This is a genomic window from Ornithinibacillus liuyingii (assembly GCF_055550225.1).
This window is the reverse complement of record NZ_JBPWOS010000006.1, coordinates 73648-90820: the sequence shown is the minus strand read 5'-3', so window position 1 is coordinate 90820 and position 17173 is coordinate 73648. Positions and strand designations below refer to the sequence as shown.

The 17173-nt window shown below is 37.6% G+C and carries 14 protein-coding genes, 2 tRNA genes and 1 other annotated feature; of the genes, 11 read left to right on the top strand and 5 right to left on the bottom strand.

Features of this window, described 5'->3' with window-relative positions; genetic code table 11:
* Positions 1-43 precede the first annotated feature (43 nt).
* The 6 genes from yaaA to ACSKT4_RS09515 all read left to right on the top strand — a co-directional run bounded on the left by yaaA (position 44) and on the right by ACSKT4_RS09515 (position 7419).
* On the top strand, positions 44-265 hold the full coding sequence (gene yaaA, locus ACSKT4_RS09540; RefSeq protein WP_465823240.1) for a S4 domain-containing protein YaaA: 222 nt from the start codon (positions 44-46) through the stop codon (positions 263-265).
* Between the two features lie 20 nt (positions 266-285).
* Entirely contained in the window at positions 286-1398 is a 1113-nt protein-coding gene (gene recF / locus ACSKT4_RS09535) for a DNA replication/repair protein RecF (protein WP_186871066.1), read from the top strand.
* Positions 1399-1430: 32 nt separating this feature from the next.
* Positions 1431-1709 carry an extracellular matrix regulator RemB gene (gene remB / locus ACSKT4_RS09530; RefSeq protein WP_186871067.1) on the top strand — a complete coding sequence of 93 codons (279 nt, stop codon included), beginning with the start codon at positions 1431-1433 and terminating at the stop codon, positions 1707-1709.
* Between the two features lie 23 nt (positions 1710-1732).
* A complete protein-coding gene (gyrB, locus tag ACSKT4_RS09525; RefSeq protein ID WP_186871068.1) occupies positions 1733-3652 on the top strand; it encodes a DNA topoisomerase (ATP-hydrolyzing) subunit B in 1920 nt (639 codons plus the stop codon).
* 106 nt (positions 3653-3758) lie between these two features.
* Positions 3759-6260, top strand: coding sequence for a DNA gyrase subunit A (gyrA, locus tag ACSKT4_RS09520; RefSeq protein WP_186871069.1), 2502 nt, complete (start codon positions 3759-3761; stop codon positions 6258-6260).
* A gap of 70 nt (positions 6261-6330) precedes the next feature.
* Positions 6331-7419 (top strand): HD-GYP domain-containing protein, encoded by a 1089-nt coding sequence (locus ACSKT4_RS09515; protein ID WP_186871070.1) that lies wholly within the window; start codon positions 6331-6333, stop codon positions 7417-7419.
* Positions 7420-7429: 10 nt separating this feature from the next.
* Here ACSKT4_RS09515 and ACSKT4_RS09510 read toward each other — a convergent pair whose 3' ends face one another.
* Positions 7430-8386 carry a YaaC family protein gene (locus tag ACSKT4_RS09510; RefSeq protein ID WP_186871071.1) on the bottom strand — a complete coding sequence of 319 codons (957 nt, stop codon included), beginning with the start codon at positions 8384-8386 and terminating at the stop codon, positions 7430-7432.
* Between the two features lie 189 nt (positions 8387-8575).
* On the opposite strand from ACSKT4_RS09510, the gene guaB reads away from it, so the two are divergent.
* The 4 genes from guaB (at position 8576) to ACSKT4_RS09490 (ending at position 13768) form a co-directional block, all read left to right on the top strand.
* On the top strand, positions 8576-10051 hold the full coding sequence (gene guaB, locus ACSKT4_RS09505) for an IMP dehydrogenase (RefSeq protein WP_186871072.1): 1476 nt from the start codon (positions 8576-8578) through the stop codon (positions 10049-10051).
* Positions 10052-10392: 341 nt separating this feature from the next.
* Positions 10393-11727, top strand: coding sequence for a D-alanyl-D-alanine carboxypeptidase family protein (locus ACSKT4_RS09500; RefSeq protein ID WP_465823238.1), 1335 nt, complete (start codon positions 10393-10395; stop codon positions 11725-11727).
* Between the two features lie 153 nt (positions 11728-11880).
* Positions 11881-12097 (top strand) — a binding site (T-box leader).
* A 45-nt stretch (positions 12098-12142) separates the two neighbouring features.
* On the top strand, positions 12143-13417 hold the full coding sequence (gene serS, locus ACSKT4_RS09495) for a serine--tRNA ligase (RefSeq protein WP_186871074.1): 1275 nt from the start codon (positions 12143-12145) through the stop codon (positions 13415-13417).
* Positions 13418-13675: 258 nt separating this feature from the next.
* Positions 13676-13768, top strand: a tRNA-Ser gene (locus ACSKT4_RS09490).
* 72 nt (positions 13769-13840) lie between these two features.
* On the opposite strand, the gene ACSKT4_RS09485 is transcribed toward ACSKT4_RS09490, so the two are convergent.
* The 3 genes from ACSKT4_RS09485 to ACSKT4_RS09475 form a co-directional block, all read right to left on the bottom strand.
* Positions 13841-14518, bottom strand: a complete 678-nt coding sequence (locus ACSKT4_RS09485; RefSeq protein WP_222619084.1) for a GTP pyrophosphokinase — start codon at positions 14516-14518, stop codon at positions 13841-13843.
* A gap of 192 nt (positions 14519-14710) precedes the next feature.
* On the bottom strand, positions 14711-15394 hold the full coding sequence (locus ACSKT4_RS09480; protein ID WP_186871076.1) for a deoxynucleoside kinase: 684 nt from the start codon (positions 15392-15394) through the stop codon (positions 14711-14713).
* A gap of 33 nt (positions 15395-15427) precedes the next feature.
* Positions 15428-16072 (bottom strand): deoxynucleoside kinase, encoded by a 645-nt coding sequence (locus tag ACSKT4_RS09475; RefSeq protein WP_186871077.1) that lies wholly within the window; start codon positions 16070-16072, stop codon positions 15428-15430.
* Between the two features lie 177 nt (positions 16073-16249).
* Here ACSKT4_RS09475 and ACSKT4_RS09470 point away from each other — a divergent pair.
* Positions 16250-16322, top strand: a tRNA-Arg gene (locus ACSKT4_RS09470).
* A 201-nt stretch (positions 16323-16523) separates the two neighbouring features.
* Here the strand turns inward: ACSKT4_RS09470 and ACSKT4_RS09465 are convergent.
* Positions 16524-17078, bottom strand: coding sequence for a phage immunity protein (locus tag ACSKT4_RS09465; protein WP_186871078.1), 555 nt, complete (start codon positions 17076-17078; stop codon positions 16524-16526).
* Between the last annotated feature and the right edge of the window lie 95 nt (positions 17079-17173).

Genomic DNA, 17173 nt, shown 5'->3' with positions numbered 1-17173 from the left:
TAAGCGATGATTTCAAATAAACAATGAGAAACTGGTGATCAACTTGCATACAGAAATTGAAATTAATACGGAATATATCACCCTTGGCCAATTTGTAAAACTGACCAACATATTAGAATCTGGTGGTATGGTAAAAACATTTTTACAAGATCAAGGTGCAATTGTCAATGGGGAAAGAGAACAACGTCGAGGAAGAAAGCTTTACCCGAATGATGTTGTAGAAATTGAGGGTGCTGGGTCTTTTATTGTGGTTAAGAAAGATTAGTTCCTAAATGAGGAATCTACATGCATATTGAAGAAATAATACTAAACAATTATAGAAATTACCAAAAATTAGAGCTTAGCTTTGCCAATAAAGTAAATGTCATCATAGGTGAAAATGCGCAAGGGAAAACCAACCTGATGGAATCCATCTACCTTCTCGCCTTTACGAAATCCCACCGAACACCAAAAGAAAAAGAATTAATCCGTTGGGATACAGAGTATGCTAAAATAGAAGGTAGAGTAAAAAAACGAAATCAGTCGATTCCACTTGAGATCGTCATCTCTGCCAAAGGCAAAAAAGCTAAGTTGAATCACTTAGAGCAAAGAAGATTAAGTGATTATATTGGTAACTTAAACGTCGTCATGTTCGCCCCTGAAGACTTGACACTCGTAAAAGGACCTCCACAAATTCGTAGAAGATTTATCGATATGGAACTGGGGCAAATCCAGCCACGATATATCTATCACCTTGGACAATTTCAAAAAGTACTCAAGCAGCGGAATCATTTGTTGAAGCAAATGCAGCGAGATCGAAGTATGGATCGGGTGATGCTTGGTATTCTAACCGAGCAACTAATAGAGCATGCCAGTACGATTTTAGAAAGACGCTTTGCCTTTATTGAGCTATTAAGAAAATGGGCAAAGCCAATTCATCATGGAATAAGTCATGAACTAGAAGAGTTAGAGATTGTTTATTCACCATCAATTGAAGTATTAGAAGGCGCATCTAAGGAGAAAATAGAAAGTAGTTATCAAGATAAATTTAATCAAATTATAGAAAAAGAGATTGAACGTGGAACAACGCTTTTAGGACCACATCGGGATGACATCCTTTTTTATGTGAACGGAAAAAATGTTCAAACCTATGGGTCACAAGGTCAGCAGCGGACAACCGCATTGTCTTTAAAGCTTGCTGAAATCGATCTTATATATAGCGAAGTAGGAGAATATCCAATCCTACTACTGGACGATGTCCTAAGTGAATTAGATGACTTTAGGCAATCGCATCTTCTAAATACCATTCAAGGTAAGGTTCAAACCTTTGTTTCGACAACTAGTGTTGATGGCATTCATCACGAAACCTTGGAGAAAGCAGATATTTTCAGGGTCCATAATGGAACAGTCACTAGGTAATGACAATAGGTGACTTGTTGGGGGAATAGAAATTGTTTATTCATATTGGAAATGGCAATGTTATCCGGTCAAGCGATATTATTTCCATTGTTGACCATAATATTATTTCGTCATCAACAATCATGGACGAGATGATAACAGCTAACCAAAAACATATTATTGGACCTAAGGAAGGTGCAAAGTCAGTCGTTATCACGAATAATCAGTTGTATTTGAGTACATTGTCTGTTGCAACATTAAAAAAGCGGGCAAGTATTAAATCAACTATCAGTAAACTCGATGATTATTCAGAGGATCTAGAGCTTGAATAATTAGAATGTAGGTGGAAAAAGCAATGGAAGAAAACGTAAAAGCAGATCAGTCGTATAATGCCGACCAGATACAAGTATTAGAAGGTTTAGAAGCAGTACGAAAAAGACCAGGGATGTATATTGGTTCTACAAGTGTAAAGGGACTACATCACTTAGTTTGGGAAATCGTTGATAACAGTATTGATGAAGCATTAGCAGGCTATTGTGATCATATCCAAGTCATTATCGAAGAGGATAACAGTATTACAGTGAAAGATAATGGTCGTGGAATTCCAGTCGATATTCAAAAAAAGACAGGTAAACCAGCAGTTGAAGTCATCATGACTGTCCTCCATGCCGGTGGTAAATTCGGCGGTGGCGGCTATAAAGTGTCTGGTGGACTTCATGGTGTAGGTGCTTCCGTAGTAAATGCACTATCAACTAAATTAGAAGTATATGTCCATCGTGATGGGAAAATTCACTATATCGGATTTGAACGTGGTGTACCGACAAATGAACTTCAGATAGTTGGGGAGACCGATCACACTGGTACGACCACACACTTTAAACCAGACCCAGAAATCTTTACAGAAACGACTACGTATGATTTAGATACGCTCGTACAACGTGTACGTGAGCTTGCTTTCTTGAATAAAGGTATTCGTATCACCATTGAGGACAAACGTACGGGAGAAGAGCCACAGTCCTTCCATTATGAGGGTGGTATTAGTGAGTATGTGGAATATATCAACCGTAATAAAGAGGTACTACATGAGCCTTTCTATGCAGAAGGTGAAGATCAAGGGATAAGTGTTGAAGTATCGGTTCAATACAACGAAGGCTTTAATAGCAGCATTTACTCTTTTGCGAATAATATTCATACGTATGAAGGCGGTACACATGAGTCTGGATTTAAGACAGGCTTAACCCGTGTCATTAATGATTATGCTCGAAAAAATGGTCTTATGAAGGAAAGTGAGCCTAATTTAACTGGGGATGACGTACGAGAAGGAATTACAGCAATCGTTTCAGTTAAACACCCAGATCCACAGTTTGAAGGGCAAACGAAAACGAAGCTAGGAAATAGCGAGGTTCGTGCGATTACAGACTCGATCTTTAGTGAGTTATTTTCTACGTTTTTACTTGAAAATCCTTCCGTTGGTAAAACCATTGTAGAAAAAGGATTAATGGCTTCCCGTGCACGTGCTGCTGCGAAAAAAGCACGTGATCTAACGAGAAGAAAAAGTGCCCTTGAAATTTCGAATTTACCAGGTAAGCTTGCTGACTGTTCATCGAAGGATGCTTCCATTAGTGAACTATATATCGTAGAGGGTGACTCTGCGGGTGGATCTGCAAAACAAGGTAGAGATAGACATTTCCAAGCAATTTTACCGTTACGAGGTAAAATCTTAAACGTGGAAAAAGCGCGTTTAGACCGTATTTTATCTAATCTGGAAGTACGTTCTATGATTACAGCGATGGGAACCGGTATTGGCGATGACTTTGATATAACAAAAGCAAGATATCAAAAAATCGTCATTATGACCGATGCCGATGTTGATGGTGCACATATACGAACATTACTATTAACATTTTTCTACCGTTTTATGCGTCCATTAATTGAACATGGCTATATTTATATCGCCCAACCACCTCTTTATAAGGTCCAACAAGGTAAGGCTGTACATTATGCGTATAATGATGCTGAGATGGATAGGATTTTAAGAGAATTACCAGAGGTGCCAAAACCTGGTATCCAACGTTACAAAGGTCTTGGTGAGATGAATGCCGAACAACTTTGGGAAACAACGATGGATCCAAACAACCGTACCTTGCTACAGGTGGAGTTAAAAGACGCGATTGAAGCGGATCAGGTATTTGATATGTTGATGGGTGATAAAGTAGAACCTAGACGTCAATTCATTGAAGAGAATGCTCAATACGTGAAAAACTTGGATATTTAAGCTAGCTAAATAAAATGTAATAGAATTCGGAAACCGATTCATTCGGTTTCCATAAATGTCTAAAACGATATAGATGGTCTAGACATTATCAGGAGGTTTTTAATCGATGGCGGATCAGGAACGTCAAAGCGTAAAAGAAATAAATATAAGCCAAGAAGTGCGGACATCCTTTTTAGATTATGCGATGAGTGTAATTGTTGCACGTGCATTGCCTGATGTACGTGATGGAATGAAGCCTGTACACCGAAGAATATTATATGCGATGAATGATCTAGGAATGCATTCCGATAAAGCATATAAAAAATCTGCACGTATTGTTGGGGAAGTAATCGGTAAGTATCACCCGCATGGTGACTCTGCTGTTTACGAAGCGATGGTACGTATGGCACAGCCATTTAGTTATCGTTACCCATTAGTGGATGGACATGGTAACTTCGGTTCTGTCGATGGCGACTCAGCTGCTGCAATGCGTTATACAGAGGCGAGAATGTCAAAGATATCGATGGAGCTACTGCGTGATATTAATAAAGACACCATTGATTATCAAGATAACTATGATGGTTCCGAACGAGAGCCAGCAGTCTTCCCTTCCCGTTTTCCAAACCTATTAGTTAATGGAGCATCAGGGATTGCCGTTGGGATGGCTACTAATATTCCGCCACATAATCTAGGCGAAACGATTGATGCCGTTTTAGCCGTGAGTAAGGATCCAGAAATCACCATTGATGACATTATGGAAAATTACTTACCAGGACCGGACTTCCCTACTGCAGGGATTATTTTAGGCAGAAGTGGTATTCGTAGAGCCTATGAAACTGGTAAAGGCTCGGTTACTGTTCGCGCTAAAGTGGAAATAGAAGAACAAGCAAATGGTAAATCGACTATTCTCGTAACAGAGCTACCATACCAAGTAAATAAAGCGAAGCTAATTGAAAAAATTGCTGAGTTAGTTCGTGATAAGCGAATTGAAGGAATTACCGACCTACGTGATGAATCCGATCGTAATGGTATGCGTATTGTGATGGAGTTACGTCGTGATGTCAATGCGAATGTATTACTAAACAACCTTTACAAATATACGTCATTACAAACTACATTTGGGGTCAATACATTAGCACTTGTAAACGGTATTCCAAAGGTACTAAATATTAAAGAATGCCTCATTCATTATTTAGACCATCAAAAAGTAATCATTCGACGTCGTACGGAATTTGAATTACGAAAAGCAGAAGCAAGAGCTCATATTTTAGAAGGTCTACGTATTGCCTTAGATCATTTGGATGAAGTGATTGCTTTAATCCGTAATTCCAAAACGGCAGATGTAGCTCGTGAAGGCTTAATGACACGCTTTAGCTTAACTGAAAAACAAGCACAAGCAATCCTAGACATGCGATTACAACGCTTAACTGGTTTAGAGCGTGAAAAGATAGAAAATGAATACAATGAGTTACAAAAGCTTATTCAAGAATTAAGGGCTGTTCTAGCGGATGAAGAAAAAGTATTAGAAATCATCCGTGAAGAACTAACCGAAATCAAAGAGAAATACGGTGATGATCGCCGAACCGAAATTACCGTTGGTGGCTCTGATTTCTTTGAGGATGAAGATTTAATTCCTGAAGAAAATATCGTGATTACCCTAACCCATAAAGGCTATATTAAACGTCTACCTTCTTCCACCTACCGTGTTCAAAAGCGTGGTGGCCGTGGAATTCAGGGAATGGGTACAAATGAAGATGACTTTGTGGAGCATCTTGTATCAACATCCACCCACGATACGATTTTATTCTTTACGAATAAAGGGAAGGTATACAAGGTAAAAGGATACGAAATTCCGGAATATAGCCGAACTGCAAAAGGATTACCAATTATTAACCTCCTTCAAATTGAAAAAGAAGAATGGATTAATGCGGTCATCTCTGTTAGTGAATTTAGTGAGGACCTAAACTTCTTCTTCACGACGAAGCAAGGGATTTCAAAACGGACTAGCCTATCGCAATTTGCTAATATTCGTAAAGGCGGTCTAATCGCACTTGGTTTACGTGATGATGACGAGCTAATCTCCGTCCGTTTAACAGATGGAACGAAGGATATTATGATTGCTACGAAGGAAGGCTATTTAATTCGCTTCCCTGAAGATCAGGTAAGACTAATGGGTAGAACTGCTACAGGTGTTCGTGGTATCTCCTTACGTGACGATGATGAAGTAGTGTCGATGGAAATACTAGAAGAAGGCTTACAAATTCTGCATGTTACGAATAAGGGTATCGGAAAACGTACACCAGAAGACCAATACCGTATTACCAATCGTGGTGGTAAAGGGATCTTCACAGCGAAAATATCAGAAGAAACTGGTCATATTGTCTCTGTACAAGCGGTTACAGGTGATGAAGATATTATGTTAATTACAGCAGCTGGTGTGTTAATCCGTATTCCAGTAGAAGGAATATCACAAACAGGAAGAAACACACGCGGTGTTCGTCTAATCCGTTTACAAGAAGGCGAAGAAGTAGCGACGGTAGCGAAGATTGATAAGGATGAAGAAGATTTAGAGGCTCCTAATGAAGAAGAATCAAATGTTTCAGGAGAAACTAGTTCAGAAGATGAATAATAGATAAAAATGAGGTGACGAAGAAATTAATTTCCTTCGTCACCAATATTCATCAAAGGGAGGGAATAACATGCGTGTTACACCAACTCAAATAGTTCCTGGTTGTGTTCTCTTACGTGAAGTTAGAGGGAAAACAAACCGTCCAATTATCCCCCAAAATACCGTATTAGATGAAAAGCATATTAAGATATTACATAAATTTTTAATTAAACAGGTTGATGTTTCGGAACGGCTAAAGGATGGTACACCATTTAAGCCCAAGACCACAGATGAAAAAGTGGAATCACCTAGCCCAACATCAAACCACCTCGCACCACAGTTATCATTTAAAGAACATTATCTGCATGTCGTAGCGGAATACAAAAAGCTGTATCATTCTTGGTGTAACAGTATCCCTATTGATAGCTTGGCAGTTCGTAATCTAATTTTACCGTTAATTGACCGAATGGACGATATTGGTTCCGAAATATACACCCTCCATCAGTATGCGAATAAAAAGGATTATTTTTTCCACCACAGTGTCTCTGTGTCCATTCTTAGTGCTTATTTAGGCAAGAAGATGGGATATCAAAAAGGGGAATGGTATCAAATCGGGATGGCTGGGTTATTATGCGATGCTGGTATGGCAAAATTAGATACCTATTCCATCCATAAAGAAGGCGAATTGACGAAAGAGGAAATCAAAGAAATGCGAAAACATCCAACCTACTCCTATCGTATGTTGGAACAGATTTCAACATTCCCTTATACCGTTAAATTAGCAGTTCTTCAGCACCATGAGCGAATAGATGGAAGTGGATACCCTTTAGGCTTATCACAAGACAAAATTCACGGATTTGCTAGAATTATTGCCGTATGTGATATTTACCATGCGATGACAAGTGAGCGGATATATCGAAAGAAGCAATCACCATTTAAAGTGATTGAAGCATTACAACAGGATCAATTTAGCAAGCTAGATCATCGCGTTGTTCAAGTCTTCGTCGATGCTATTGCTAATTTTTCTATTGGAACGAGAATTGTGTTATCGAATGAGCAGGTTGGAGAGATTGTCTTTATTGATCAGAAACAACCTACTAGACCGATTATTCGATTAGACAATGGAGAAATCATTACGTTAAGCAATCATCATAATTTGCATATTAAGGAAATAGTATAGAGGGAGCAGCTTACTGCCCCTCTATTTTCTTATGAAGATATTCTCCAATTAAGAGTGGAATCTTCTTTTGGGTAATCGTTAAAAAGCTTGAGATGAATGGATAATCCGCATCCGGCTTCGTTGCTAATAATTCTCCCCACCATTCTGCTTCATAACGGGATAGCATACTAAGATTGTATAAAAGCAAATAGTGTACCATTATTTCCGATAGTGGAAAAAAGAGTTGTCGATCAGTAGGGAGATAGATCATGCCATCCAGGTCCATTTGAAAAGGGCTTACGGTTTGGATAAGGGTATCTGTTAAGTGGATCGTAATCGATTCGGAATCTATCTGGCTTTCCTGGAAAGACAGATAATCTTTCATCCGTTTGATTAACGCATTTTCTGTCATATGATAATGATCGCAAACTTCTTTTGGGATACGGATTAATCTATCCCCCCTTTTCCCAATTGGGATCAAGCTTTGATCCTGTTCTAACGCAAAGTAAGTGATTAGCTCTGGAATAAGGCTAAATAAACTTCTCATCGTAATTTTTTCAAACGGCAGCTGTTTGATGCCGAAGAGATGCTGTGAAAAGTATGGAAATAATCCTTTATGCTGTAGCTTAACCTCATCTTCTAAAAAGCTATAGTCCTTCTTTTTCCGCTTTCTTGCTGATACACCGTGTGCTAGCACAGAGGTAGATTCAGGATAATCCGGTCTTTTCGTTAGTAAGCATGCTTTTAATAGATGGGCCATCCCATAAAAAAACATGACAGGTTTTAAAACTAAATCAAGTTGTTCACCTGCACGATAATATTCTTTTCCATGGTTTAAGCAATACATAAAGACATTACAATTTTCGTAGCTTTTCCGCTCGGCATCGACATCTTCTAATTGCAGGTAGCAGTGATATAAATATTTCTGGGCGGTTTGCTGTGATTGTAAATAGGTGTAAAACGACTGAATATCTTCCGAAAAACGCATAAAATACTTCCTCTTTTTTGATAGAAAAATTTGAAAATATGAACATTAAATTACCAGCAATCTCTTATTGAAATTATGATTCGGTTGGCGTATTGTATATAACAATAGATATACGTATTAGCTTTCCCAGAGATAGATATAATATTCTTTTACCTTTGTTTTCACTACTAAATTGAAGGAGGATTTTATATGAGAAAGGATAAGTTTCAGAAAGAAGGATTAACGTTTGATGATGTTCTATTAATTCCTGCTAAGTCAGAGGTTCTACCACGTGAGGTAGATGTCAGTACGGTTTTAAGTAAGAATATCAAGCTAAATGCGCCTTTAATTAGTGCTGGAATGGATACCGTGACCGAAGCAACAATGGCGATTGCAATGGCTAGACAGGGTGGCTTAGGAATCATTCATAAGAACATGTCGATTGAAGAGCAAGCAGAACAAGTTGATCGTGTAAAACGCTCTGAAAGTGGTGTTATAACCAATCCATTCTTCCTAACACCAGATCATCAAGTATTTGACGCAGAACATTTAATGGGGAAATATCGCATTTCCGGTGTACCGGTAGTCAATAATGAAACAGAGCAGAAGCTTGTTGGTATCATTACGAACCGTGATTTACGTTTTATCCAAGACTACTCTATTAAAATTTCTGAGGTCATGACTAGTGAAAACCTCGTAACTGCTTCAGTTGGAACGACATTAGATGAAGCTGGAAAAATCCTTCAGCAATATAAAATTGAAAAATTACCCTTAGTAGATGAACATGGTATTTTAAAAGGATTAATTACCATTAAAGATATTGAAAAAGTAATTGAGTTTCCAAACGCTGCTAAGGATGCACAAGGTCGTTTATTAGTAGGTGCAGCTGTAGGGGTTACAGGAGATTCCGTGAAACGAATCGAAGCACTAGTTCAGGCTGGTGTGGATGTCGTAGTTATCGATACAGCACATGGTCATTCTCAAGGTGTATTAGATCAATTGAGAAAAATCCGAAATGCTTATCCAGAACTGGATATTATTGCGGGGAATGTTGCAACAGCAGAAGGAACGAAAGCATTAATTGAAGCAGGTGCAACCATTGTAAAAGTTGGAATTGGTCCTGGATCGATTTGTACGACAAGAGTTGTTGCCGGTGTTGGCGTTCCTCAGATTACAGCAGTTTATGATTGTGCAGAAGCAGCGGCAGAATATGGTGTTCCAGTCATTGCAGATGGTGGAATTAAATATTCTGGTGATATTACAAAGGCTATTGCAGCAGGAGCACATGCGGTAATGCTTGGAAGTATGTTTGCAGGGGTATCTGAAAGCCCTGGTGAAACGGAAATCTATCAAGGTAGAAGATATAAAGTATACCGTGGTATGGGATCTGTAGGCGCGATGAAAGCAGGCTCGAAGGATCGTTACTTCCAAGAATCTGCCGATGCGAAAAAACTAGTACCAGAGGGCATTGAAGGAAGAGTGGCCTATAAAGGACCACTTGCAGATACCATTCATCAATTACTAGGCGGATTACGTTCGGGTATGGGTTATTGTGGAACACCGACAATAGACCAACTACGCAATGAAGGACAATTCATCCGAATTACGAATGCTGGCCTAACAGAGAGTCACCCACATGATGTTCAAATTACAAAAGAAGCACCGAATTATTCCTTGAAAGGGTAATTTTTGAAGGGAATAGGCTGAAAAATAATCGTACCTATGAAAAAACCAAACTGATATTGTAATTCTTTCTTAGAATTCAATTAAGTTCGGTTTTTTCTTTTGGGGATAGGAAAGTATGTAATCAAAGCGGTCTCTTTGGGTACCCTGCGCATTTCTCATTATGTTACTAAAAGCATAAGCCAGTAACTCTAGTAATTGGTAAAAATTACGCATAAGTAAAACTACCTATTTACGACAGAATAAGCGAGATGAGGGTTTATATAATAGCTAAATTTATGATAAAATAGGAAAGGTGTTCTATAAAAATAAAAGCATTGAAATATAGGGTGGAGGTCACAACATTGAAACAGATCTATTCAAAATTATTAATGGTGTCTCTAGCAATTCTAGTAGCCATGACATCATTTATAGCACAACCTACGAATATACAAGCTCAAGAATTAGAATTAGATGCTGAATCAGCTATTTTAGTTGATGCGGATACAGGGAAAGTTCTTTATGCCAAAGACCCTGATATTGCCCTTCCACCAGCAAGTATGACAAAGATTATGACAGAATATCTTGTTTTGGAAGCGATTGAAAATGGGGAAATCACATGGGAAACAACAACACAAATTAGTGATTACGCATATAGCATCTCAGCTAACCCTGATTTTTCCGGTATTGGTCTAACACAAGATAAACCGTATACCGTAAAGGAATTATATGAAGCAATGGCCATCTTCTCTGATAATGGGACAACCATTGCCCTTGCTGAACTAGTATCTGGTTCTGAAGGTGAATTTGTAAAACGAATGAATCAAAAGGCGGAAGAAATGGGCCTTCCTGATTTCCAATTTGTTAACTCTACTGGATTAGATAATAGCTCGCTTGGAGATAACTATCCAAAAGGTACGGATCCAAACGGAACAGACATGCTTTCAGCTCGCTCTCTAGCACTGTTAGCTTATAACTTAATTAATGATTATCCACACGCACTGGATATTTCTAGTCAAATCGAGACTGAATTCGAAGGATATAAAGTAGAGAACTTGAACTGGATGCTGCCACATGAAGCAACATATCTCAAGCAGTTCTACTATGAAGGAATCGATGGATTGAAGACAGGTTACACTGGTCTAGCAGGTTATACGTTTACTGGTACAGCAGAACGTGACGGAAGAAGATTGATTACTGTTGTCATGCGTACAGATAGTAAGGAAGCTCGATTTGAGCAGACTGCTAGATTAATGGATTACGGTTTCAGTCAATTTGAAAATAAAGAACTATTTGCTGCTGGCTATCAGCTGAAGGATAAAGAAACAATTCCTGTAGCAAAAGGGAAAGAAGATCAAGTAGCAGTCTCCATCGGTGAAGAAATCTCCCTTCCAATTAAAAAGGGAGACGAAGAGCTGTATAAATTAGAATACAACATCGATGAAGATAAGCTAAATGAAGATGGCGAATTAGTAGCACCAGTTAAAAAAGGCGATAAAATCGGTACAGCACAACTAGTATTTACTGGTGATAATGATTATGGATATATCACGAATACTACTAATCTATCAGTAGATTTAATCGCGGACGAGGCAGTTGAAAAATCCAACTGGTTCATGCTAGCACTAGGTGCAGTTGGTGACTTCTTTAGCGGAATCTTCTCCTCTGTTGTCGATATGGTTAAAGGTTGGTTTTCTTAAAAAATAATAATGTGTAATTATGTTCACTCGTCATAATCAATTATGGTGAGTGATTTTTTTTAATGAATGATGGTTAACTAAAACAGTCTAAGAATAAAACTTGCACTTTTTACAAAAATTAGCTAATATAATGATTAACTAAAAAATGAACTTAGAAAAGTTATGATAGGAAATAGTAACAGTATTATTTTCCAAAGAGAGTCGATGGTTGGTGCGAATCGATGAAAATCTGCTGTGAATCCATCCTTGAACTGGTTTACCGAAATAATAGTAAGTAAACCCGGTTATGTACCGTTAACACGATTAGAGCCGGAAGAGATTACTCTTCAACAAGGGTGGCAACGCGGGAATATAAACTCTCGTCCCTATTTTTGGGATGAGGGTTTTTTTGTATTTATAAAAGGAGGAAATGTAAATGTTAGACATGAAGTATTTACGCAATAATTTTGAAGAAGTAAAAGGAAAGCTGCAGCATCGCGGTGAAGACCTATCTGAGCTCGATCGCTTTGGTGAACTAGATGAACGTCGTCGTGAGTTAATTACCAAGACGGAGGCACTTAAAGCAAAACGAAATGAAGTAACCAAGCAAATCTCACAGCTGAAAAAGGAAAAAAAGGATGCTGATGAAGCGATTAAAGAAATGCGTCAAGTTGGTGACCAAATAAAAGAATACGATGATGAATTAAGAGAGATTGAAGAAACATTACAAACAATCATGCTATCTATTCCCAATATTCCACATGAAAGTGTGCCAGTCGGTGAAAGTGAAGATGACAATATAGAAGCTCGTAAATGGGGAGAAGTACCAGCATTTAAATTTGAAGCACAACCACACTGGGATATTGCAACTAATTTAGATATTCTTGATTTTGAACGAGCTGGAAAAGTAACTGGAAGCCGCTTTGTATTCTATAAAGGTCTTGGAGCTAGACTAGAGCGTGCATTATGGAGCTTTATGATGGATTTACATGCCGATGAGCATGGTTATGTAGAAATGCTCCCTCCAACCATCGTCAATCGTGCAAGCATGACAGGAACTGGTCAGCTGCCTAAATTTGAAGAGGATGCGTTTAAATTAGAAGGCTGGGATTATTTCATGGTACCAACTGCTGAAGTACCGGTGACAAACTATCATCGCGAAGAAATCCTTCGTGTAGAAGACCTACCGACTAAGTATGTTGCGTTTAGTGGAAGCTTCCGTTCTGAAGCGGGTTCTGCTGGTCGTGATACACGTGGTCTAATCCGTCAGCACCAATTTAATAAAGTAGAGTTGGTTCAATTTGTTAAACCAGAGGACTCTTATGAAGCATTAGAGGAACTAACCGGACATGCGGAAAAAGTACTCAAGCTACTGCAATTACCATATCGCGTCATGAGCATGTGTACTGGTGACTTAGGCTTTACCGCTGCGAAGAAATATGATCTTGAGGTTTGGATTCCTAGCCAAGATACCTACCGTGAAATTTCTTCTTGCTCTAATTTTGAAGATTTCCAAGCAAGACGCGCTGGCATTCGTTTCAGAAGAGAAGCAAATGGTAAGCCAGAATTCGTTCATACTTTAAATGGTTCAGGTCTTGCAATCGGCCGTACGATAGCAGCAATCTTAGAAAATTACCAACAAGAAGACGGTTCTGTCAAAGTGCCAGAAGTGCTGGTTCCTTATATGGGTGGAGTAGAGTTTATTAGATAAATGGATTGGAGCTGTCTAGGTTAGGAAAATCTAGCAATGGAGGATGATTCCGATACCTACTGGTTAGTAGGTATCCTTCCTCTTTTAGAGAGGAAATGTCTAGAATAAACTGCCTAAACAGCTTCATAACTCCTTTACAATGCGTTTAGTAATTGTTGCTCAAATTGGAAAAGTCTTTTATTTTTGTTTCGTTAAAAAAACGTTATAATCATGTTGACATTAAAAATCAAATCCTGTATATTAATATTTGTCGTTAACGGAGGTATACCCAAGTCTGGCTGAAGGGATCGGTCTTGAAAACCGACAGGCGGGTCAAACCGCGCGGGGGTTCGAATCCCTCTACCTCCTCCATTTTAAACAAAGCGCATAAATATTGGAGATATTAAAAACCGCTATATTGTAGCGGTTTTTTTCGTTTTTGCACTATTCTTTCCCCAGAAATGATTCTAATAAGGCGATTGGGATATGATATTTCTCGTTATTAAGCTCCGAATGTAGTAAATCAAACTCATTCGCTTCGCTTTCCTTCAGCTTATTGATTTCTTTATGAAGCTTCTCCATCCGATAATCTAATTCAGAGGCTACAGTTGCGGTAAACTTTAACTCCTTCGTTAAATCTTCTGGAACATTCTTACTATATTTATAAAAAATCTTATGTTCTAAACTAGCCCAGAAATCCATCGCAACCGTTCTAATTTGTATTTCAACATAAACCTCTTTCATTTGATCAGATAGGTAAACCGGTATCTTAACTATTAAATGAAGACTTTGATACCCATTAGGCTTTGGATTTTTGATATAATCCTTACATTCTACAACTGTAACGTCCTTTTGATTCTGCAATAAATCACTAATTTTATATATATCGGAAATAAAGGAACAAACAATCCGAATTCCCGCAATATCCCGTATAGCATGCTCAATAGATTCGAGATTAAAATCAATATTTTTTCTCGTAATTTTCTTAAAAATACTTTCTGGAGATTTTAATCTTGTTTTCGTATGTTCAATTGGATTATAGTCATGTATATGTTGAAATTCCTCTTTTAAAATTTGTATTTTTGTATCCATTTCATCGAGACCAAATTTATAAGACATCATAAAACGAGTTAATTCTTTACGGATCTCTTTTAGGCTCTGAATATTACTTTCTCCTGTATGCAAGGCATTTCTTCCTTTCCCACATGATAGTTTTATTATACTGCAAAGCATGGGTTAATACCGTTTTAAAGTAGATAAGAATTTTTTCCAAATAAAAATGATACATCGCTTAGGATGTACCATTTGTCTTGCTTATTTAATAAGTTCTCTTGTTTCCCAACGTCTTGACTGCTGAATGAAATGGCCAATCTTCTCTAAAATTGGTTCGATTGAAGTATCATCTTCCATTAAATCATAGTCCGATATGTTAATTCTTAGGATAGGACAAGCATTGAAGTTATTGATCCAGTTTTCATAGCGATTGTACATTTCTTCCCAGTAAGAAATCGGTGTACTCTTTTCCATTTCACGCCCACGCTCTTGAATTCGTTTCAGTACCTCTTCAAAAGAACCTTCTAAATAAATGAGTAAATCTGGGTGTGGGAAGTATGGTGTCATCACCATGGATTCAAATAGGCTAGTGTATGTTTCATAGTCTGTTTTTGACATCGTTCCATTTTCATAATGCATTTTGGCGAAGATTCCAGTATCTTCATAAATCGAACGGTCCTGGATGAAACCTCCACCATATTCAAATATCTTCTTCTGTTCCTTAAAACGTTCTGCTAAGAAATAAATTTGTAGATGGAAGCTCCATCGTTCGAAGTCTGCATAGAACTTTTCCAAGTATGGATTAGTATCCACTTTTTCAAAGGATGTTTTAAAGTTTAATGCATTGGCTAATGCTTTTGTCATCGTAGATTTCCCTACTCCAACCGTACCAGCGATTGTAATGATACTATCATTTGGGATATGATATTTTTCGCGTAAGTTCATCGTTAATCTCCTCTTATTAAAGGTTAAAAGTTATTATTTAGATACTATTTCAAAAGACTTCAATTGCTTTTGTACTTGCTCGATAATCTTCGTTAAATCATCCTCGTATTGAACAAAATCCATTTCATCACCATTGATACGGATGACTGGAATATCAGGGTGCATCACTTCAAATTCATTCATATAGGCTTCATAATCCTCTGCAAGCTGAGCTAAATAGGATGCCTTAATATTTTGCTCAATTTCTCTACCGCGCATTTGGATCCTATTTAAGATGGTATCCAAGCTTGCATGTAAATAAATCATCATATTTGGAACAGGCATGTCTGCGGTGAGGATATGATAAATTTTTTCGTACTTCTCAAATTTATCCGCTTGTAAGGTACGTTTGGCAAAAATCATATTTTTCGATATATGGTAATCTGCAACAACAGGTTTTCGTTGTGACAAATACTTTGTTTCAATATCTTCTAGTTGTTTAAATCGATTGCAAAGAAAGAACATTTCTGTTTGAAAGCTCCACTCATCGATGTCGTCGTAAAATTTTCCTAGAAATGGATTTTCTTCTACAATCTCTTTTAATAAATAGAAGTTAAAATGATCTGATAGTCGTTTGGCTAACGATGTTTTACCAATACCAATTGGTCCTTCTATTGCAATAAATGGGACCTCTGTCATTCTAGTTCCCCCAATCAAATGAAATCAGACAGATATCTTTTAATTTTATCATACTACAAAAGCGCTATCTATACTCGATTTAAAGGATTAGAAAGTAAAATTTGGTATAGGGGTTAAGATTTTGGACTTTGAATTTATTACGGATTTTTGTATAATAAGGAATGTTCCTAACCATATGCCTTCGTAGCTCAGGGGATAGAGCATCGGTTTCCTAAACCGTGTGTCGCAGGTTCGAATCCTGCCGTGGGCACTCGTAAAAACGTATTAATAGCAAGAGGTTAATCCATTTCACCTCTTGCTATTTTTTTATGAAGTAAATCAGAAGTGGCCAAGGAATAGATGCTATAAGTCAATTAAGTAATTCCATCTTATAAAGCTTTTAAATGCGTATAAGAATGTAAGTTCGTTTTATATAAAAAAATATGGTGTGCTCAATAGCACACCATATTAATTATTCAACATCAGCACTGAAAATAGCTGGATCTTCAAAAGAAATCAAAGGTTTAAAATAGATTTCAATAGGACCTTCTTCAATTCCAAAGTGTTGAGTAGCCTGCATTTTCTTTCCTGGTTGTAAACTACCCATTGAGTTATCTAATGGGTAAGAATCCATTTTGTTGCCAGTTCCATCATATACTTCTAAATCTGCACCAACAGGAATCTCATCTTCTTTTCCATTTTCTACTTCATATTCCACTTTTACAACCATAGCTGGTTCAGTATCTGCGAACTGGTTGCGTTCTTCTGTAAGTGATACGCTTTTCAATGTATATTTGATTCCATCAACTTCGGCAGTATCTCCAATAGAGAGGGTTTGTGATTCGCTAGACTCTTGCTCATCAGAATCTTCCTCATCTTCCGGTTCACTAGAATTATTCTCAGTTTCGCTGGCGTTTGTGTCAGAATCTTGGTTGCCCTTATCGCTTGAAGATGATTCATCCTCAGTACAAGCAACTAAAGTGACAGTTAGTAGGATTGCTACAAATAGTAACAAGAATTTTTTCATATTTTTTTCCCCTTTTTATTTTTTTATATCATCTATGTAATACATAGTTGATAACAACCATATAATTATATGATCCTTTTTGACTTCTCTTAAAT